The sequence below is a fragment of the Thioalkalivibrio sp. ALE30 genome (genome assembly GCF_000377465.1).
Classification (GTDB): domain Bacteria; phylum Pseudomonadota; class Gammaproteobacteria; order Ectothiorhodospirales; family Ectothiorhodospiraceae; genus Thioalkalivibrio.
Map to the genome: position 1 here is coordinate 108,644 of NZ_KB898172.1, position 19,997 is coordinate 128,640.

The 19,997-nt window shown below is 68.5% G+C and carries 18 protein-coding genes; 6 read left to right on the forward strand and 12 right to left on the reverse strand.

Annotated features, from left to right (window positions below; genetic code table 11):
• Positions 1-34: 34 nt before the first annotated feature.
• From D107_RS0108330 to D107_RS0108345, 4 genes are all read right to left on the reverse strand, one after another.
• Positions 35-1,339 (reverse strand): CmpA/NrtA family ABC transporter substrate-binding protein, encoded by a 1,305-nt coding sequence (locus D107_RS0108330; RefSeq protein ID WP_018866406.1) that lies wholly within the window; start codon positions 1,337-1,339, stop codon positions 35-37.
• Between the two features lie 479 nt (positions 1,340-1,818).
• Positions 1,819-3,132 (reverse strand): nitrate regulatory protein, encoded by a 1,314-nt coding sequence (locus D107_RS0108335; protein WP_018881236.1) that lies wholly within the window; start codon positions 3,130-3,132, stop codon positions 1,819-1,821.
• A 127-nt stretch (positions 3,133-3,259) separates the two neighbouring features.
• Positions 3,260-3,616 carry a DsrE family protein gene (locus D107_RS0108340; RefSeq protein ID WP_017941855.1) on the reverse strand — a complete coding sequence of 119 codons (357 nt, stop codon included), beginning with the start codon at positions 3,614-3,616 and terminating at the stop codon, positions 3,260-3,262.
• Between the two features lie 90 nt (positions 3,617-3,706).
• Complete coding sequence (locus D107_RS0108345; protein WP_026280441.1) at positions 3,707-3,949, reverse strand: hypothetical protein; 243 nt, start codon at positions 3,947-3,949, stop codon at positions 3,707-3,709.
• Positions 3,950-4,252: 303 nt separating this feature from the next.
• Between D107_RS0108345 and D107_RS0108350 the strand changes: the two genes are divergently transcribed.
• Positions 4,253-4,810, forward strand: a complete 558-nt coding sequence (locus D107_RS0108350) for a TMEM165/GDT1 family protein (RefSeq protein ID WP_018866403.1) — start codon at positions 4,253-4,255, stop codon at positions 4,808-4,810.
• Here D107_RS0108350 and D107_RS0108355 read toward each other — a convergent pair.
• The 6 genes from D107_RS0108355 to D107_RS0108380 all read right to left on the reverse strand — a co-directional run bounded on the left by D107_RS0108355 (position 4,745) and on the right by D107_RS0108380 (position 12,492).
• Positions 4,745-5,521, reverse strand: coding sequence for a TVP38/TMEM64 family protein (locus D107_RS0108355; protein WP_018881237.1), 777 nt, complete (start codon positions 5,519-5,521; stop codon positions 4,745-4,747). The two genes, D107_RS0108350 and D107_RS0108355, sit on opposite strands and share 66 nt — an antisense overlap.
• A gap of 5 nt (positions 5,522-5,526) precedes the next feature.
• Entirely contained in the window at positions 5,527-6,909 is a 1,383-nt protein-coding gene (locus tag D107_RS0108360) for a replication-associated recombination protein A (RefSeq protein ID WP_018866401.1), read from the reverse strand.
• Positions 6,910-7,309: 400 nt separating this feature from the next.
• Positions 7,310-7,969, reverse strand: coding sequence for an outer membrane lipoprotein chaperone LolA (gene lolA / locus D107_RS0108365; RefSeq protein WP_026279212.1), 660 nt, complete (start codon positions 7,967-7,969; stop codon positions 7,310-7,312).
• Positions 7,970-8,104: 135 nt separating this feature from the next.
• Positions 8,105-10,438 (reverse strand): DNA translocase FtsK, encoded by a 2,334-nt coding sequence (locus D107_RS0108370; protein WP_038035277.1) that lies wholly within the window; start codon positions 10,436-10,438, stop codon positions 8,105-8,107.
• A gap of 60 nt (positions 10,439-10,498) precedes the next feature.
• Positions 10,499-11,254: a DUF429 domain-containing protein gene (locus D107_RS0108375; RefSeq protein WP_018881239.1), complete on the reverse strand. Its 756-nt coding sequence runs from the start codon at positions 11,252-11,254 to the stop codon at positions 10,499-10,501.
• Entirely contained in the window at positions 11,251-12,492 is a 1,242-nt protein-coding gene (locus tag D107_RS0108380; RefSeq protein ID WP_018881240.1) for a methyltransferase domain-containing protein, read from the reverse strand. Before D107_RS0108380 ends, D107_RS0108375 begins: the two co-directional genes overlap by 4 nt.
• Positions 12,493-12,846: 354 nt before the next feature.
• Here D107_RS0108380 and D107_RS0108385 point away from each other — a divergent pair, with 354 nt between their 5' ends.
• From D107_RS0108385 to D107_RS0108395, 3 genes are read left to right on the forward strand one after another with little or no spacing between them, the layout of a single operon-like run.
• Positions 12,847-13,971, forward strand: coding sequence for a transporter substrate-binding domain-containing protein (locus D107_RS0108385; protein ID WP_018881241.1), 1,125 nt, complete (start codon positions 12,847-12,849; stop codon positions 13,969-13,971).
• 27 nt (positions 13,972-13,998) lie between these two features.
• Positions 13,999-14,328, forward strand: coding sequence for a hypothetical protein (locus D107_RS0108390; RefSeq protein WP_018876975.1), 330 nt, complete (start codon positions 13,999-14,001; stop codon positions 14,326-14,328).
• Positions 14,329-14,353: 25 nt separating this feature from the next.
• Positions 14,354-14,704: a hypothetical protein gene (locus tag D107_RS0108395; RefSeq protein ID WP_018881242.1), complete on the forward strand. Its 351-nt coding sequence runs from the start codon at positions 14,354-14,356 to the stop codon at positions 14,702-14,704.
• A 6-nt stretch (positions 14,705-14,710) separates the two neighbouring features.
• Here D107_RS0108395 and D107_RS0108400 read toward each other — a convergent pair whose 3' ends face one another.
• A complete protein-coding gene (locus D107_RS0108400) occupies positions 14,711-16,255 on the reverse strand; it encodes a BCCT family transporter (protein WP_018881243.1) in 1,545 nt (514 codons plus the stop codon).
• Between the two features lie 24 nt (positions 16,256-16,279).
• A complete protein-coding gene (locus tag D107_RS0108405) occupies positions 16,280-16,711 on the reverse strand; it encodes a YbhB/YbcL family Raf kinase inhibitor-like protein (RefSeq protein ID WP_018866392.1) in 432 nt (143 codons plus the stop codon).
• A 193-nt stretch (positions 16,712-16,904) separates the two neighbouring features.
• On the opposite strand from D107_RS0108405, the gene D107_RS0108410 reads away from it, so the two are divergent.
• Entirely contained in the window at positions 16,905-18,305 is a 1,401-nt protein-coding gene (locus D107_RS0108410; RefSeq protein ID WP_018878014.1) for an MBL fold metallo-hydrolase RNA specificity domain-containing protein, read from the forward strand.
• 21 nt (positions 18,306-18,326) lie between these two features.
• Positions 18,327-19,997: a Na/Pi cotransporter family protein gene (locus D107_RS0108415; protein WP_018878015.1), complete on the forward strand. Its 1,671-nt coding sequence runs from the start codon at positions 18,327-18,329 to the stop codon at positions 19,995-19,997.

A 19,997-nucleotide genomic window follows, 5' to 3' on the forward strand; every position in this document is an offset into this window, starting at 1 on the left:
GAATCGTCTGTGCAGGTGTCGGCGGGCCGCCGCGTCAGGACGCGATCGCCTTGATCTCCAGGCTGTCGAGGTAGGCCTGCGGGTCTTCCGGGTCGAAGACCTTGCCGTCGAAGAACGTTTCCTGGCCGCGCGAGGTGGATTCGGGGATGTCGGCCGAATCGATGCCAAGCGTGTCGGCCGCCTCGCGCCAGATATCCTCGCGGTTGACCTCGTCTACCAGGGCCTGCATGTCGAGATCCGGCGGCAGGTAACCCCAGCGGATGTCCTCGGTAAGGAACCACAGGTCGTGGCTCTTGAAGGGATAGGAGGCCTGGTCCTTCCAGTAGCGCATCTGGTCGGGGTGGTCCTCGACCACGCGGCCGGTGCCGTAGTCGAAGTTCCCCTGCATGCGATCGATGATGTCGGCGTACGGGGCGTGGATGTAGCGCCGGCGCGAACAGATCTCGGCGACCTCTTCCTTGTTCGCCGGATCCTCGCAGTACATCTGCGCCTCCATTACCGCCATTGTCAGGGCGCGGGCCGCATTCGGATTGGCTTCCACCCAGTCCGCGCGCATCCCCAGCGCCTTTTCCGGGTGGTTGTGCCAGAGCTCGCCGGTGGTGTTCGCGGTGTAGCCGATGCCCTGGTTGATCAGCTGCATGTTCCAGGGCTCGCAGACACAGAAGGTGTCCATGGAACCGACGCGCATGTTGGCGACCATCTGCGCCGGCGGGACGACGATGGTGGCGATGTCGCGATCCGGGTCGATCCCACCGGCGGCCATCCAGTAGCGGATCCACAGGTCATGGGTCCCGCCGGGAAAGGTCATCGCCGCGCGGATGTCGTCACCGCCGGCGGCCTTCTCGGCCAGCGCGCCCTTGAACTCGGTAGTGTCGGTCCCGACCTTCAGGTCCGCGTACTCGTCGCCCACCGAGATGCACTGCCCGGCCAGGTTCAGCCGCGCGAGGATCGTCATCGGCGTGCCACGGCGGTGGATCAGGTAGGGCATCGGCGTCAGGATGTGCGAGCCATCGATACCGCCGCGGCGCGAGCCCAGTTCCAGGTTGTCGCGCACCGTGCCCCAGGAGGACTGCTTCAGCACCTGCACGTCGGGCATGCCATGGGCGGCGAAGAATCCCTTCTCCAGCGCGACGAACAGCGGCGCGGCGTCGGTCAGGGCGATAAAGCCCAGCTTCGCCTCGGTCGTCTCCGGCTTGCCGTTGCCGGCCTTCGCATAGCCCCACGGCGCGGCCCCGGAAACACCCAGCGCGGTCGCGCCGATCCCGGCGGCCATGCCGCCCAGGAAACGCCGGCGCGACAGGCCGGAGGTCTTTTTCGTGTCATTCGTGTGATCGGTCATTGCGGGTTCACTCCCCTTGTCAGCAAACACATCCCAAAAACGAAAAAAGGCGTCGCATCAGCCCGGCCGCGTTTGCAGCCGGGTGATGGACGCCTTTGTCCAGTCCCGTGGGAGGCCCGGTCGTCGGGTCTCCCTGTTGTCAGGCGACGAACCGCCGTTGGCTCGTCTTGCCGGTATTCCTGCAGGAGGTGTGCCAATTAGCCGTTGCTAATCGACCCCGCCAGAAACAATCGCGCCATGGCGCGGGAAAATCGGATGGTTCGCCGTATGGAGTCGAACGCTTTCGGAAAACCCGGCGCCCGGGAGACGATCCGCAAGGCACCAGACTGGGGCGCGCTTGCGGTGCAGATGAACCGCGCTGGTGCACTACCTGTAGGAGCCGCCCTGGCGGCGAAGCCCCTGCCAGTCGCGGACACTGGCAGGGGCTTCGCGGGCAAGCCCGCTCCCACAGGGCCGGCATCCATTTCCCGGGGAGTTAGCTACAGGCCGCCCTTTCCCAGCAGATCGGACATCGCGACGGTCGCCTCGGCGACCTCGGCCAGGCGCCGGTTCTGGTTCATCGCCGTCTGGCGCAGGAGCTTGTAGGCCTGGTCCTCGCTGAGGCCGCGGTGCTGGATCAGCAGCGCCTTGGCGCGCTCGATGGTCTTGCGCTCGGCCAGGGCCTGGCGTGCCGCATGCAGCTCGTCCTCCACCGACTGCAGCCGGGCCGCCTGGCGCTGCACCAGGTCCATCACCGAGTGTCCGACGATCGGTACGTTGAGTGCGGCATCGCCCTCCTCCTGCGCGGGCTCCAGGCCCTCCGGCGCGCCGAAGAACACCGCATACGGGACGCTGTCGCGCAGTTCCGACTCGGCGAGTTGCGCGACCCGGTCACGCACCGCGCCGAGGTCCGCGCGATCCGCCGTGATGCGTGCCGAGCAGCACTCGTTCAGGTGCATCTCCAGCAGATCCTCGATCTCCTTCATCGCGTCGATGCGCGCGGTGGTACAGGCAAACCATTCCTCGGCCCGGGCGGGGTCGTGGTGCCCGGAGACCTCGGTACAGGCCCGGCGGCGCAGACGCTCGATGTCGGCGGCGAAGGCCGCCGTCTGCAGCTCGCGCCAGGCGGCACAGGCCGCCGGTGCCGCGAACTCGGAGAAGATGCGGAACGCCCGTTCCTGGGCATCGATCCGATGGACCAGCGCCTGGCGCAGTTCGGGCTCGAAGTTCGCGGCGCCAAACCCGGCGGCCCCGATCGCGCGCTCCTGCCCTGCCAGTTCCTTGCCCTGCATGAAGTTCAGCAGGGCCACCAGGACCCGCGAGACCTCGGGATCGGTCGCCGAATCCGCAGCCTCGAACACCAGAGCCATCAGGGCGCGAATCAGCTCGCTGAAGCCGCGGGTCGAGTCCATCGGGCTCAGGGTCAGCTCCAGGACCTCCTCGCGCAGGCTGCCCAGGCCGGACAGGCCGTGCAGCGCCAGCGCCATGCGCCCCAGCAGCCGACTGCGGCCATGGGCGCAGGCGTCCGGGGCCAGCCAGCCATCCAGGTGCTCGCGGAACGCGGCCGCGGCGGCGTCCGATTCGGCCCGGTACTGCTCCAGTTCGCGGGTATAGCGCTGGCCGCCGGACCCGATCCAGAGGCTGGAGGCCCCGCGCTCGCGCTGCAGGGCATGCACCAGCGCGCGGATGCGCCCGACCAGCTGCACCGCCTCCAGCAGGCGCTCCAGGCTCACCACCTCGCACTTGCGCGAGGCGACCAGGAAATCGCCAATGGACTCTTCGAGGGAAAAATTCGGGGATGTGTTCTGGGTCATGCTCGTCGTCCGTGAATCACTCCCGGAACAAACAAGCATGCGATGTGCCAGTTCGATCGACTGGCAGCGGGGGTACAAACAAAAACGGGTGGGGCATCACGCCCCGCCCGCGGAACGGCCCGGCCGATCAGAAGCTCATGGAGCGGTCGAACTCGGCGACGGCCTGGACGTAGTGGCCCATGCCGGCCATCTCGGCGTTCGGCAGGAAGTTGTGCTCGCCGACGTCGCGGCCCTTGGCGCAGGCCTCGCAGGCCCAGAACGGGACGCCTTCACTGACCAGGGAATCGACGATGTCCTTCATCGCCGGCATGTTGTGGCCGACGATCTTGTCGTAGACATTGCGGTTGGCGATGTTCACGGCCTCGCCCTGCAGCCAGACGGTCACGTCGTGGCCCTGCTGCTTGGCGACGTTCGCGGCGATCATGCCAAGCGTGGCGCGGGTCGGGTCGTCGGTACCGGCGGTGACGGCAACAATAAAGCGCATGGGAGTCTCCCGGGGTTGAAAAGGTGCGAAAACGGTAGCGGCCGGTGATCGCGGCGTCGATTTCCCACAAGCGGCGGGGAAACACTCGGGTCAGGGGGTGCCGCGGGCCGTGACGCTGTTGCGGTAGAGCTTGAAGGCCATCAACAGCCACGGTGTGGCGTGGAGGACCAGGTCAAGAATGTCCGGTAGCCGCGTCAGCTCACCGGCGAACAGCCAGCGCAGTTTCTCCGCAACATGCGGCTCGGGGGTCCAGGGGGCCAGGCCGACGGTCGCAACCAGCAGGGCAAACAGCCAAAGGGGGGCCCGATCGACCCAGTAAAGGAAGCGTTTCATCGCGCGCATGCTACCCAAGCCTCGTCAGCGCCGCAGCCCGGAGCCGCGATCGTCCTTGCCCGCGCGGACCGGGATGACTAGAATCCGGCCAGCTTCAGGGGAGTAGCGACCCGGGTGGCCTGGCCTCACCGGGATCTGCATCAACAGATTCGATCCTCCGCTCGGAGGACCGTGGTGCAGACAGCCCCGCCGCCGATGCGGCACCGGGCCCCGCGAGACCTGTGGCATGGCGCCCCGATCCGTGGCCGGGTGGGTGGTGCGATGTCACGTGTCTTGCCCACCCACCCGGCCCGGAAGACCGTCATGGAAGCCCTGCTCGTCTCTACCGTCATCGTCGCCATCGCCGAGATGGGCGACAAGACCCAGCTCCTCGCCCTGCTCCTGATCTGCCGCTACCAGCAGACCTGGCCCATCATCTGGGGCATCGTGGTGGCCACGCTGGCCAATCACTTCCTGGCCGCGCTGGTGGGCGTGTGGATCGGCGCCAGCATCCCGGAGGACTGGCTGCGCTGGGGTCTGGGGATCGGGTTCATCGTGATGGCCGCCTGGGTACTGGTCCCGGATGGCGAGGACGAGCTGCCGGCCGCGTCGAAACACGGCGTGTTCTGGACCACCACGGTGCTGTTCTTCCTGGTCGAGATGGGCGACAAGACCCAGGTCGCCACCGGCGCGCTGGCCGCGACCTTCGACAGCCTGATCCTGGTCGTGATCGGCTCGACCATCGGCATGGTGCTCGCGAATGCCCCGGTGGTGTGGCTGGGCCAGCGCTTCGCCTGCCACCTGCCCCTGCGGCTGTTACGCGCGCTCGCCGCCCTGCTGTTCCTCGCCCTGGGCATCGGGGTCCTGCTCGCCTGGGTCTGAGGAAGATACTGAAGTCAACGGCGCCTCGGTGTGCAGTGTCTTCTGGCCCAGCCAGATGCGGCGCACCAGGCGGGGCAGCAACAGCAACAGCGCCAGCACCGCGAGCAGGGCCAGCCCCAGCTGGACCCCGCTGTCGGCGCCACTGGCCATCTCCCGGGTGGCGTGCCCCAGCCAGGCATAGGCGAACAGGCTGGGGATCAGGGCCAGCATGGTGGTCAGCGCGAAGACCGGCAGCGGCAGACGCACCAGCCCCAGGGCGTAATTGGTTGGGGCGAACGGAAACACCGGCACCAGGCGGGTCAGGGCCACGACCCGCCAGCCCTCGGCCTCCACATCGGCGCGCAGCCGCGTGCTACGCGGGCCCATGCGCGGGGCCAGCCAGGGCTGCAGCCAGGTACGCGCCAGCAGGAAGGCAATGACCGCCGCCAGGGTCGCTGCCAGCAGGCTGAGGGCGGCGCCGGTGAAGGGGCCGAACAACGCCCCGCCCAGCAGGATCCAGAAGGTACTGGGCAGCGGGAACAGGGCCAGCAGCATGAAGGCCAGCACGAACACCAGATAGGCACCCGCACCCCAGCCCCGCAGCCAGGCCTCCACCTCGCCCAGCGGGAAGCCAAGGCTCGGCCACTCGGTGGTCAGCAGGATCCACGCCAGCGACACGCCGAACAGGATCGCCGCCACCGTCAGCCACCGCTTGTGATGCCGGATGCGCAACCCGGTCAGCCCTCCGCGCCGGGGTTTCCGCCCGCGTCGTGCAGACGGTCCAGGCGCTCCGCCAGCGCGCGCTCGGTGCCGTCCCGGCGCGGGCTGTAGAAGCGCGCGTCTTCCAGACCCTCCGGCAGGTAGACCTGCCCGCGGGCGAAGCCATCGGGCTCGTCGTGATCGTAGCGGTACCCGGCCCCGAAGCCTTCCGCGCGCATCAGCTCGGTCGGCGCGTTGCGCAGATGCAGCGGCACGCCCGGGCTCCCGGTCTCGCGGATCGCCGCGCGCGCCTGGTTCAGCGCAACGTAGGCACTGTTGCTCTTGGGTGCGGCGGCCAGTTCGATCACCGCCTGCACCAGCGCCAGGTCACCCTCCGGCCGGCCCAGGCGTTCCAGGGTCTGCCAGGCCGCCAGCACCCGCGCGCCCAGCCCCACCGCGGCCAGGCCGATGTCCTCGTAGGCCATGCGCAGCAGCCGCCGACCCAGGTAGTCCGGGTCGCAGCCGGCATCCAGCATGCGCGTCAGCCAGTACACCGCCGCGTTGGGGTCGGAACCGCGCACCGACTTGTGCAAGGCGGAGATCTGGTCGTAGAAGGCATCGCCCTGGCGGTCGAAGGCCAGGGACTGCGCGCCCATGACCGCGCGCAGGGCGTCTCCGGTAATCGCCCCGTCGCGGGCCAGGTCGGAGGCGGTCTCCAGCCAGTTCAGGGCACGCCGGGCATCCCCGTCCGCGGCCCGCGCCAGGCGCTGACGCTCCTCCGCATCCAGTGTCAGGCCGCGGCCGCCCAGGCCCCGCTCCGGATCCTCCAGGGCGCGCTCGATCAGGGACTCGACCGCTTCCGCCCCCACCGCCTCCATGCGGTAAACCCGCGCCCGCGACAGCAACGCGCTGTTCAGGGCGAACGACGGATTCTCCGTGGTCGCGCCCACGAAGGTCAGCGTGCCGTCCTCGATATGCGGCAGCAGCGCATCCTGCTGGCCCTTGTTGAAGCGATGGATCTCGTCGATGAACAACAGCGTGCCGACCCCATTGCGCCGGCGCGCCTTCGCGGACTCCACAACCGCACGAACGTCCTTCACCCCGGCCAGTACGGCGGACAGCGTCACCAGTCGCTGGGCGCCGGCCGCCGCCACCAGCCGCGCCAGCGTGGTCTTGCCGCAGCCGGGCGGGCCCCACAGGATCATGGAGGGGGTCTGGCCCTGCTCGATCGCCTGGCGCAGGGCGGCATCCGGACCGACCAGGTGATCCTGGCCGACCATCTCGTCCAGCCGCGCCGGACGCATGCGTTCGGCCAGCGGCGCGGTCGGGTCGGGGCCAGCCGGGGGCGGCTCCGGTTCGGGTTCGGGCGAAGCCATGTCCGGATCCGGACCGAACAGATCGCCTTCGGGGGAATCGCTCATAACGGAGATTGTAACCCTTCGGGCGAAAACCCTTTTTTCACCACGAAGCGCACGAAGGCACGAAGAAGGTCAAGGCCGGATTGCACCACGGAGGGCACAGAGAACACGGAGAAGAGCTGTTGTTGGCGTTGCAAACTCCACAGCAAAGAGGATGTACGAACGCTCCGGCCGGAATGACAGCGCGCAGGGCGTCCGTCCAGACACACCATGACGGATGGTTCGGCGTTGCGGGGTGGTCGGGATTACACCAACGTCGTCACGTAGCCCGGGCCGTCGGCATTCAGGCCAAAGCGCCACAGTTCCTGCGCCCTCCTTGCAGTCTACCCACCCTCCTGCAAAAGCCCTTGACCTTCTTCGTGCCTTCGTGCGCTTCGTGGTGAATAACAGGGCGCGGGCTTGGTTACGGGCGGTAGATGTCGGTGCCGGAGGGTGGGTCGAAGGTGAAGATGGCCGGGTCGAGGTCGGCGTTGCGCTCGGTCTCGTGGAAGCGGATAACGGTCTCCTGGCCGAAGATGTCGCGGAAGGCCATGCGGGTCAGATCCCCCTCCGCGGTCAGGTCCAGGTCCAGGCTGGTGAAGTCGGCCTGCTCGTTGCGCGGCACCAGCACCAGGCGCAGGGCGTCACCATCCGGCACCGGCTGCAATGACATGCGGAAGTGTTCGTCGAGGCGCTCCGGCTGAGTGATCGCGGCGATCGGGGTCGCATCGAAGGCATCGCCCAGCGGGCGCACCGTGGCCTGCGACAGGTCCGGGTCGTACATCCACAGGTCCTGGCCGTCGGAGACGATGGTCTGCGGGAACGGCTCGGTCACCTCCCAGTGCAGGCGGTTGGGCATGCCCAGCTGCATGCGCCCGTCGGACTCCTGCAGCACGTACCCCGTGTCGTCGCGCACCGTCTGGGTGAACACGGCGGAGAAGCTCTCCAGCCCGTCGACAAAGCGATCCAGCGCGGCGCGGGCATCCGCGGCGGGCGTGCGGTCAGCCGCCTGCACGGCGCCGGCGAACAGCACGGTCGAGACGACCACGGCCACCAGCAAGCGGGGAAGAAGACGAACGTTCATGCAAGCTCCGGAAGGATGGTTGACCTCATCCTGCGCCCGGTCGCTTAACCGGGCGTGAATGTATCGTTCGGGGATGGCGCACCACGTCACCGATCGGGAACATGGACCCTGTCGCTGCGCCGGGGTTCAAGGTGCTCAGTCGTTCGGCCCGGGCACCAGGACCTCACGGTTACCATTCGACTGGACGGGGCTGACCAGGCCGGCGGCCTCCATGTCCTCGACCATGCGCGCAGCGCGGTTGTAGCCGATCTTGAGGCGCCGCTGGACGAACGAGATCGAGGCCTTGCGTGACTCGATCACTACCTGCACCGCCTGATCATACAGCGGATCCGACTCGCTCTCGCCCCCCTCGGGCGACTCCAGCCCAGGGATGCTGGCCGCCCCCGCCTCGGGCTCCTCGAGGATCGACTCGTTGTAGTCCGGCTCGCCGGTGGACTTCAGGTACTCGACCACCTGATGTACCTCGTTATCCCCGACGAAGGCACCATGCACGCGCTCCGGCATCGCCTTGCCCGGCGGCAGGTAGAGCATGTCGCCGTGGCCCAGCAGGTGCTCGGCCCCCATCTGGTCGAGGATGGTGCGCGAATCCACCCGCGAGGACACCTGGAAGGCGATGCGGGTCGGGATATTCGCCTTGATCAAGCCGGTGATGACGTCCACCGACGGACGCTGGGTCGCCAGGATCAGGTGGATACCGGCGGCGCGGGCCTTCTGCGCCAGGCGCGCGATCAACTCCTCGACCTTCTTGCCGACCACCATGATCATATCGGCAAACTCGTCGACCACGATGACGATAAACGGCAGCGGCTCCAGTTCCGGCGCCTCGGTCTCGGTAATCGCCTCCTCGGGCTTGAACAGCGGGTCCTTCAGGGGCTCGCCGGCGGCCTGGGCATCACGCACCTTCTTGTTGTAGCCGCCGATATTGCGCACGCCCATTGCCGACATCAGCTTGTAGCGCCGCTCCATCTCCGCCACCGCCCAACGCAGGGCGTTGGAGGCGTCCTTCATGTCGGTCACGACCTCGCACAGCAGATGCGGGATGCCCTCGTACACGGACAGCTCCAGCATCTTCGGGTCGATCAGGATCAGCCGGACCTCGTCCGGAGTCGCCTTGTACAGCAGCGACAGCAGCATGGCGTTCACGCCCACCGATTTGCCGGAACCAGTCGTCCCGGCCACCAGCAGGTGCGGCATCTTCGCCAGATCCGCCATCACCGGGGCGCCGCCGATATCCTTGCCCAGCGCCATGGTCAGCGGCGACTTGTTCGAATCGAACAGGTCGGAGCGCAGGATCTCGGAGAGCGCCACGATCTCGCGATTCTCGTTCGGGATCTCCAGGCCCACCGTGGACTTGCCCGGGATCACCTCGACGATGCGCACCGCCATCACCGACAGCGAACGCGCCAGGTCGGTGGACAGCCCGGAGATACGCGAGGCCTTGACCCCGGCGGCCGGTTGCAGCTCGAAGCGCGTAATCACGGGGCCCGGCTGCACCGCGACCACCTCGACCTCCACGCCGAAATCCTTCAGCTTCAGCTCGACCAGCCGCGACAGCGCCTGCAGCGACTCCTCCGAAAAACCTTCGGGCGGCGGTGGCGGCTCGTCCAGCAGCGACAGCGGCGGGTGCGGATCGGCCCCGCTGCCCTCGGTGAACAGCGGAACCTGCTTCTCCTTCTGCACGCGCGGGCTGGGCGGCGGCGTCTCGATGCGCGGCTCTACCCGCGAGGGCGGCCGCTTCTCGGTGCGCTTGCGTTCCTTTTCCACGCGGGTCTCGCGCTCGGCGCGTTCGCGGGCGCCAATGCGCCGGTCACGGGCGGAGTCGATCGCCGCGCGGGTCCGCTCCCAACCGCGCACGGCCAGCTGGCCAAGACGGTCCATCAGCAGAAACCAGGACAACCCGGTGAACAAGGTCACCCCCGCGAGGAACAGCGCCAGCAGGACCAGCGTGCCACCCACCAGGCTCAACCCGGCGACCGCCCAGCCACCGAACAGATCGCCCAGGATGCCGCCGGCATGCACCGGCATGCCGCCCGGCATCAGGTGCAGCGCGGCCAGCGCCGACCCGGCGATCAGCGCCACGATCAGCGCCAGGCCCCGCACGGTCAGCTCCATCGGGCTGGCAATCTGCGCCTCGCGGCGATGCCGGAACAGCCACCAGCCAATACCGGCGACCGCCAGCGGGATCAGGTAGGCCAGATAGCCGAGCAGGTGGAAGGCGATATCCGCGAACCAGGCTCCTGTGGTACCGCCGAGATTGCGCAGGCCCTCGCCGTCGCCGGTGGTCGACCACGCCGCATCACCCGGGTGATAGCTGGCCAGCGCCACCAGCAGATAGAGCGCCAGCATGCCGAAGATCAGCAGCGCGCCCTCGCGCAGCCCGCGCAGCAGCTGCCCGCTCAGGCTCGGCGGGGCCGTCGGCTCCGCCGTCTTCTTGCCCTTGCCCCCGGTCTTGGCCTTGCTTGCGGCCATGCACTCCCCACTGGTCAGGCCCGCGCCGCGGGCAACTCGAATCATCGCGCAGTTTACCGGTTAAACCGGCGTTCGTGGGCGCGCCCGGCCCGGGCTGCGAACCGGTTCCGGGTCGGCGGACCAGATCCATCCCTCGCGCGCGGCGATCGCGGCCTCGTCTGCCGTCGGCGCCACCGCCTGCCCGTCCAGAAAATCGGCCCCGGCGAGCACGCACAGCACGGCATCCACCACATCGTCAGTGACATCGTCCAGGTCCGGCACGGGCACCTCGAAGGACCCCGGCAGCCGGGCTCGGACGTCGACCCGAGTCTCCCAGCCTCGGACCTTGCGCAAGGCGGCCGGATACACCTCGATCGCGGTCGAATCGGCAATCGGCCCGGCCACCCTGGGCAGCGGAAGCGACTGCCCGCTGTGGTCGCGCAGGGCCTGCAACAGGTTGACCGCCGCCAGCGCGGTACGCGCGATGAAGTTCGCTCCAACCTCCAGTGGTCGCTTGCCCAGGCGCTCCCGGATCACCCGGTCCGTATGACGGTGGAACATTGCATCGGCGTGCGCCGCGATGCCCGCCCCGGCCTGGTGCCCGGCCAGCTCGCTTGCCAGGCTCGATGGCCAGCCAAGCGGCGCATCCAGGCACAGCAAAACGGGTTCCGGTGTATCCATCCAGCCGCCCAGGATCACGGCGGGCGGTTCAGTCGGGGATGCGCGCCGTGCCGCCTCCAGACGCAGAACCCCGCCGGACCAGCGGGCCAGAGCCAGGCCCGTCTTGCGTGGCTGGGTCGCACAATCGACGCCGATGATGCGGACGGTGCCGCTCACGGCCGCCGACCCCAGACCGCGAACACCGGATCGGCATGCTCCAGTCGCCCGGCATACGGGTCGTCCGGGGGTCTCGGCAGCCCACGCAGGGAGAAGGTCGCCAGATCCACGAAGCCGGCGCGCAGAAAGACGTCCAGGACCAGCCCCATGCGCTCGAAGTCGTACAGCGGCTCCCAGGCCGCGATCGCCTTGGTCGGAAAGCAGCGATCGGAGAACGTGACCATGAACACCCCGTCCGGGCGCAGCACCTCGCGTACCGCGCGGAACACCGCCTCGGGCTGCGTCAGATACTCGACCGACGCGGTACAGACCACGGCATCGAAGCTCGCCGCCGCATATGGCAGTTCCGGACGGAGGTTCAGGTCGTGCACGAGGGATGACGTCAGCCGGGGGTTGTCCGCCAGCTCCTCGGCGTTCATGCCCAGCCCGATCACGGCTTCCGGCGCCTCGACCCTGTCCAGGTGGGACTCCCAACTGCTCATCAGGTCAAGCACCCTCGCGCCTGGCGGGATGCAGGCGGCATACAGCGCGGCGATCTCGGCCCGCGCGGTCGCGTCCAGGTGGTGCACCCGGCGCGGCTCGGCATAGAACACCGCATCGGACTCCGGGTCCTCGCGCCCCAGCGCCCCGTCGGCCCAGAAGTCGGTCGGCCGTCCACGCCAGCGGCACTGCATGCCCGGCCCGCGGGCCGTCAGCAGCCGGGCGACATCTACCGTCCGCTCGTCGTCACGCCCAGACTCGTGGCGCGCCATGACCCGCGCCTGCAGCCGCAGCTCGTGCCCGGCCAGCGGATGATTCCGATCCGCCACCAGGTGATCACCCTCCAGCGCCCCGATCCGGAACAGCTCGCGATCCCCGGCCTCGATCCCCGCATGACCGGCAAGGAACGCACGCGGGTAGAAACGCCCCGCATGGGGCTCCACCCGGCGATGCCGGCGCAGGTCCCGGTTGAATGCCGACGCCGGGAGCTCCAGCACGCGGTCGGGCTCCTCTTGCGGAACCAGGGCCGCGGTGGCCTCGCGGGAGGCCTCGTGCGCCGCCCCCGCGCCCCACCCGCGCAGGGCGGCCCCGAGATCGCCCGGCCAGCGGTCTCGTTGCGGCTCCTGCCACGGCAGGAACAGACACTCCCGGTGACGGGCCTCGGCACTCACCCAGTCCAGCGTGAAGCCGACATCCACCGCCATTCCCTGCGTCGGTCGCGCTTCACTGTTGTTCGGATCGGCGAATGGATCCCGCATGAACACCCTCCCGGAGCAATTCCCAAGGGAAACACGGATCCATGTACACACTCGCGTTGGCACCCCAGGTTTTCCGAGACCAGGCGCGGTGCGCAGCCGGTAGTGGTTCTACCGGCAAGGGCCGCAACGCAGGATCGGGGAACCTGGGGCGCCAACCCCAAGGGGCTCGGCCGCTTTTGTGCGCGCACGGCGTTGCGGTTCCCTTGTGCAGAATGACTGCACGGCAGTCACCGCGCCTTGTTCGCACGCAAAAGCGACTCGAGCGCGAGTGTGTACATGGATCAGTGTTTCCCTAGACTGCCTCGTTGTCGATCTTCCGGTTATGGTACGGGCAAGCCCCCACCGGATGTCCGCATGCCCCGCACCCTCTGCTCGCCCTCGTTTGTGTCGCTGCTGGCCGGCGCAGTGTTCGTGTTCGCCACGTTGCTGACCCTGCCGTCCGCTCAGGCCGAGGGGGATGGGGCCCGCGGCATCGGCGCCGATTCGACCCTGCGCGTGGGGACGCGCTTCGTGCCACCGTTCGTGATTGCGCCGGAGGAGCCGGGCGCCGCTCCTTCCGGCATCGCCATCGAACTGTGGGAGCGGGTCGCCGAACGCATGGAACTGGACTCCGACTACCGGGAGACCAGCCTCGAGGGACTCATCGAGGGCCTGGGGGATGACCGTATCGATATCTCGGTCGCGGCCCTCACCGCGACCGCCGAACGCGCCGAACGGGTCGACTTCACCCATCCGTACTACAGCACCGGGCTGTCGATTGCCGTACCCCAGCAGGGCAACCCGGTCGCCGGGGCCCTGCGCGCGTTCATCTCCGTACCCTTCCTGATGGTCATCCTCGCGCTCTCCAGCCTGCTCCTGCTGGTGGGTGCGCTGCTGTGGCTGTTCGAACGCCGGCGCAACGCTGACGAGTTCGGCGGCAGTGCCGCACAAGGGCTCGGCTCCGCGTTCTGGTGGGCCGCCGTGACCATGACCACGGTGGGCTATGGCGACAAGGCCCCGCGCACGCTGCCCGGCCGCGCGATTGCGCTGGTCTGGATGTTCGCGGCGCTGATTCTGGTCTCCACCTTCACCGCCGCCATTGCGACCACGCTGACGGTCAGTTCGCTGGATACCGGCATCCAGAATGTCTCCGACCTGGAGGGCCAGCGCATCGCCACCATCGGCGGCTCCAGTGCCGCCGCCTGGCTGGACGACCAGGGCTTTGCCTACCGCGACCATGCGGACCTCGCCACCGCACTGGGCGCAGTCGCCGAGGGCCGCGCCGACGCCATGGTCTACGACGCTCCGCTGCTGCGCTATCAGGTCCGCGAGCACTTTGCGGGGCAACTGGAGGTCCTGCCGGTCGAGTTTCTGCGCCAGGACTATGCCCTGGCCCTGCCCCAGGGGTCGCCACTGCGCGCGCCGATGAACGTCGCTATCCTCGAGATTCTGGAATCCGACGAGTGGCAGCGGGTGCTGCGGCGCTATCTCGGCAACTGACGGAGCCCGTCACGGGGGGACACCATCATGGAGGAGACCTTTCTGATCGCGATCGTCGACCAGGACCGCGAGGAGCAGGCCCTGGCCATCGCCGCCGAGGAAGGCGGCGCGGACGGGGCGGTGATCCAGGGTTCGGGCCTCGGTTTCCCCGAGCACATGACCTTTCTCGGCGTGACCTACCAGGGCAACGAGTCGGTCTGCATCTGGCAGCTGGATACCGCGCGCGCCGAACGCATTGCGCAGCGCCTGAACCTGGAGCTCGACCTGTTCCAGCCTTACAACGGGCTTGCCTTCACCCTGGACGTGAACGCCCTTCAGGGCATGGAGTTCGTCGGCCACCTGACCACCACGCCCTGACGCGCCCGGATACGGAGACTCTGCCATGCAATTCGTTCTGCTCGCCGCCGTCATCCCGCGCAGCCTGGCCGACCGCGCGATCGAGATCGTTCAGCGCGACGGGGCCGCCGGCCTGACCCTACTGGATGCCCAGGGCATCGCCCAGCTGCGGCGCAACCCGGTCATGGACCTGAAGGACACCTCTGGCCGCAAGGTGCTGCTGATGGTGCTGGAGGCGGGTCTGGCCCGCCGCATGCTGGAACACCTGGACGCGGAACTGGAACTGAGCCGGCTGGGCAACGGGTTTGCCGTGACCCTGCCGATCAAGGACATCGCCGGCATCAAGCCGGAACAGATCGAGCATCTGTTGCGCACGCTGCCGGACGCGCCCGAATAGTTCCCTTCAGCGCCAGGGCGGGTCCACGCCTTCGACGCGGTACTCGCGACCCAGCGCGCGCAGCAGGCTGACGCAGCAGAAGACCAGGATGATTGCCACTGGCAGCCCGGCGGTCAGGGAACCGGTCTGCAGGCTGTCCAGCGCGCGCTCGCCGCCGACGATCAGCAGGGTCGCGGCCACCGCGCCCTCGGTAATCCCCCAGATCACGCGCTGGCGCTTCGGCGAGTGCTTCGAGCCGCGCGAGATCAGCGCATCCACCACGTAGGTGCCGGAGGCCGACGAGGTAATGAAGTAGGTCGCGATCAGCAGGGTTGCCACGCCGGAGGCGATCGTGGTCCAGGGCAGCTGCGCGAGGGTTGCGTACAGCGCCACGGTGGTGTCCTCGGCGACCGCTGCGGCAATGCCCGCGCCGTCGTCGAACAGCTCCATGTGCAGCGCGGTGCCGCCGAAGATCGCCATCCAGGCGAACACGAACAGGCTGGGCAGGGCGAGCACGCCGACGATGAACTCGCGGATGGTGCGCCCGCGCGAGATGCGCGCGATGAAGATGCCGACGAACGGCGACCAGGCGATCCACCACGCCCAGTAGAACATGGTCCAGTCCTTCTGCCACTGCGAGCCGCCAATGGCGTCGGTGTGCAGGCTGAGCTGGACGATCTGCTGCAAATAGCCGCCGGTGGAGTCGAGGAAGAAGCGCAGGATGAACAATGTGGGCCCGGCGATCAGCACGAACAGCATGAAGCTGACCGCCAGCACCAGGTTGAACACGCTGACCCACTTCAGCCCGCGATCCAGCCCGGAGATCACCGACAGCACCGCCACCGCGGTGATCGCGGTGATGATGCCCACCTGCCACCAGTGCGAGACCGGCATGTCGACCAGTACGTTGAGCCCGGTATTGAGCTGCATCGCCCCGAACCCCAGCGAGGTGGCCAGCCCGAACAGCGTGCCGAATACGGCCAGGATGTCGATCACATGCCCGATCGGACCGTAGATGCGATCCCCCAGCAACGGGTAGAAGATCGAGCGGATGGTCAGCGGCAGGCGGTGCCGGAAGCTGAAATAGGCGACCGACAGCCCCAGCACCACGTACACCGCCCAGGCATGCAGGCCCCAGTGGAAGAAGGTGTAGACCATCGCCTGGCGCGCGGCCGCATCGGTCTCGCCATCGCCGGTCGGCGGGTGCTGGTAGTGCAGGATCGGCTCGGCCACGCTCCAGAACACGAGGCCGATCCCCATGCCGGCGGAGAACAGCATCGCGAACCAGGCAGCGAAACCGAACTCCGGCCGGTCGTCCGGCTGCCCCAGCCGGATCACGCCGTAGCGGCTGAAACCCAGCCAGATCAGGAAGCCGAGGAAAAAGGTCACCACCAGCAGGTAGCCCCAGCCGAGATACTCGGTGATGAAGCCGTGGATGCTGGCGAACACCTCGCTGGCCGTGGCGGGGAAGATCACCCCGAAGGCGACGAACACCACCACCATGATCGCGGAGGCGGTGAACACCGTCGGGTTCACCGTGGCGAAGAAGGCCTCCGGGCGATAGTGGCTCATGCCGCGGCCTCCCCGCGGGCCGGATCAGCCCGGCGCATCGGGATCCGTGCCCTCGTCGGCGGAGCACAGCGCCCCGGTGAGATCCGCCTCGTCCAGCACGTGCCCCTCGGCCACGGCATCGAACTGGCTGCGGGTCGCCCCCGCCTCCAGCTCCAGGTCGGCATCCAGCGCCAGCAGGCGGAAGCGGTAGTGATGACAGCCCTCCGGCGGCACCGGGCCGAGATAGCCGACCTTGCCGAAGGCATCCATCCCCAACCGCCCCTCGCTCGGCAGATGCAGGGCATCCACCCGCGTCGTATCCGGCGGCAGGTTCCAGACCAGCCAGTGAGTGACCTCCCCCAGCGGCGAATCCAGGTCCTCCAGGATCAGCGCGAGGCTGCGCGCGCCCGCCGGCACCTCGCGGATCTCCAGCTGCGGCAGCTCGTTGGCATCCCGCGCCGAGACCTCGATCGGCATCCGTTCTCCGTCAGCAAACGCCGGACTGCTCAGTCGCATGGCCCGTATCCTCCTCCATGACCCGATTACAGGCTCGCCCGCGGCCGGGGGCGGGTCAAGCCGTGCGTCGGACAATCCGGGGCCGGATTGATCGGGATCAAGCCCGGATACTTTGACTGCCCATCGCACCCGCGTCCCGCGTACACTTCTCCCCATGGCACAACTGACCTTTCAGGGGGCGACCGGCGAGGTCACCGGATCGCGTTATCTCCTCGAGACCGACGACGCCCGCGTCCTGCTGGAATGCGGCATGTATCAGGGCAACAGCGATGCGGACGAGGCGAACCGCGCCCCGCTCGCCGAACTGGCGGAAAGCCTCGACGCAGTGGTGCTGTCACACGGCCACCTCGACCACTCGGGGCTCCTGCCCAAGCTGGTGCGCGATGGCTACCGCGGCCCGATCTACTGCACGCCGGGCACCGAGGAGTTGCTCGAGATCATGCTCGAGGATGCCGCGTTCGTAATGAGCAAGGACATCGAGTGGGAGAACAAGTGGCGCCGGCGGGCGGACAAGCCGCTGCTGGAGCCGGTCTACGACATCGATGATGTCGCCACCACCCTCGGGCTGTGCGAGGCCGTGCCCTACGGCCAGGCGCGCAAGATCGCGGGCGGGATCGGCCTGACCTTTCGCGATGCCGGGCATATCCTCGGCTCCGCGATCGTGGACCTGATCGTGCCCGCTGGCGGTCGCGACCGGCACCTGGTGTTCTCGGGCGATCTCGGCAATGCCGACGCCGTGCTGATGCACGAGCCCGCGCGCCCGGAACACGCCGACCACGTGCTGCTGGAGAGCACCTACGGCGACCGCGACCACCGCCCGATGGAGGAGACGGTCGAGGAGTTCGCGCAGGTGCTGGCCGAGGCCGACAAGAGCGGCGGCAACGTGCTGATCCCGGCCTTCGCGGTCGGCCGCACCCAGGAGGTCCTCTACCACCTGAGCATGCTGCACCACGCCGGGCGCCTGCCGCAGCAAAAGGTGTTCCTCGACAGCCCGATGGCGATCAAGGTCACCGAGCTGTACGCCCGCCTGCGCCGCACGCTGGACCCGGAGGACATGGACCGGCTGCACCAGGCCGCGAATGGGGATCCGGCTGCCTACCTGCCCGGGCTGCAGGTCTGTCGCACGGTGGAAGAATCCATGGCGATCAACCGCATCACGGGCGGCGCGATCATCATCGCCGGCTCCGGCATGTGCAATGGCGGGCGCATTCGTCACCACATGAAATACAACCTGTGGCGGCGCGAGGCGCATCTGGTGATCGTCGGATTCCAGGCCGCCGGCACGCTCGGGCGGCGTCTGGTAGATGGCGCCGAGAAGGTCAAGCTGCTGGGCGACGAGGTCGCGGTGAACGCCAAGATCCATACCCTGGGCGGCTTTTCCGCTCACGCCGGGCGCAGCCAGCTGCTCGACTGGGCACGCGGCTTTCAGGACCAGCCGGTGTTCCATCTGGTACACGGCGAGCCGGAGGCGCGCGAGGCCCTGGCCGCCGGCCTGCGCGACGAGCTGGGGGCCGAGGCGCATGTGCCGGCCTTCGGCGAGACCATCACCCTGTAACGCCGCACCCCCACAGCCGCGATGCCGGAGGCCGAAGCCGTCAGCACCTATGCCCTGATCGCCGGTTTCCTCGGCGGTCTCGGACTGTTCCTGCTCGGGATGACCCTGCTGACCGACGGCCTGAAGACCGCCGGCGGCAAGGCGCTGCAGCATATCCTCGGGCAGTGGACCCGCACCCGGCCGCGCGCCCTCGCCTCGGGCATGGGCGTGACCGCACTGGTGCAGTCCTCCAGCGCGGTCACCGTGGCCACCATCGGTTTCGCCAACGCCGGCCTGCTGACGCTCGGACAGTCGGTCTGGGTGATCTTCGGCTCCAACGTCGGCACCACCATGACCGGCTGGCTGGTCGCGCTGATCGGCTTCAACATCCGCATCGAGGCCTTCGCCCTGCCGGCGATCGGCATCGGCGCCCTGCTCTACCTGTTCATGAAGGCCGCGCGGCCGCGCTACCTGGGACTGGCCCTGGCCGGCTTCGGGTTGCTGTTCTTCGGCATCGACGTACTGCGCGAGGCCTTCGAGGGGCTTAGTGCCACCTTCGACCTGGGCGCGCTGGCCCGCCCCGGCTTCCTCGGGCTGGTCATCATGGTCGGCATCGGCGCGCTGCTGACCGTGCTGATGCAGAGCTCCTCGGCCTCCATGGCCATGGCCCTGACCGCCGCGATGAGCGGTGCGGTCCCGCTGGAGGCGGCCGCCGCGGCCGTGATCGGCGCCAACCTCGGCACCACGGTCAAGGCGCTGCTGGTGGTGATCGGCGCGACCCCGAACGCCAAGCGCGTCGCCGCAGCCCATGTGATCTTCAACGGCCTGACCGCAATCGTCGCGCTGCTGATCCTGCCCTGGTTCCTGGCCGCGATCGCCTGGATCTGGGGCAGCACCGGCGAGGCCCCGGCCCCGGCGGTGCTGCTGGCGCTGTTCCACACTGCGTTCAACCTGTTGGGCGTGGCGCTGATGGTCCCGGTCGCCCCGCCGATGATCCGCTGGCTGCAGACTCGCTTTCGCACCACCGAGGAAGACATCGCCCGGCCCCAGTATCTGGACCGCAGCAGTTCCGGGGTACCGGATCTTGCCCTGCAGTCGCTGATCCAGGAGACCGAACGCCTGGCCGATATCGGCCATTCGATGGCACGCGAGGCCTTGCAGGCCACCCCGCCAGCTGCCGGCATCCTCGATCGCCGGCGCCTGGCCGCGGAGCAGCTCACCCAGGCCATTGCCGAATTCGCGGCCCATACCGCCAACCACCCGATGCCGGAACAGGTCGGGCACGGCATCGCCGAGGCCGTGCGCGTCGCCCGTTACCACCGCGAGGTCGCCATACTGGCCGACGAGATCGCCGATCTGCGCCGCCAGTCCAGCGGCGAGGAGCGCCCGATCGTGACCGAGCAGCGCCGCGCCTGGCAGGAACAGGCGATACGCGCCCTGGACCTGTGCAATCTGGAGGCGGACGACGGTGACAATGGCCATGATCTGGCCGCCGCCGAGGCCGTGGACGCGGTGGAAACCACCTACGCCGAACTGAAGGCCGCCCTGCTGCGCGAGGGCACCTTCGGCTCGCTGAGCATGGCCGAGATGGAACGCCAGCTGCGGATCATCAGCATGGCGCGGCGCCTGGTCACTCAGGCGGCCAAGGCGCGTCACCACACCGAGGCGCTGAAAGACCAGATCCGGGGGCTGCGCAAGGGAAACACGGATTGA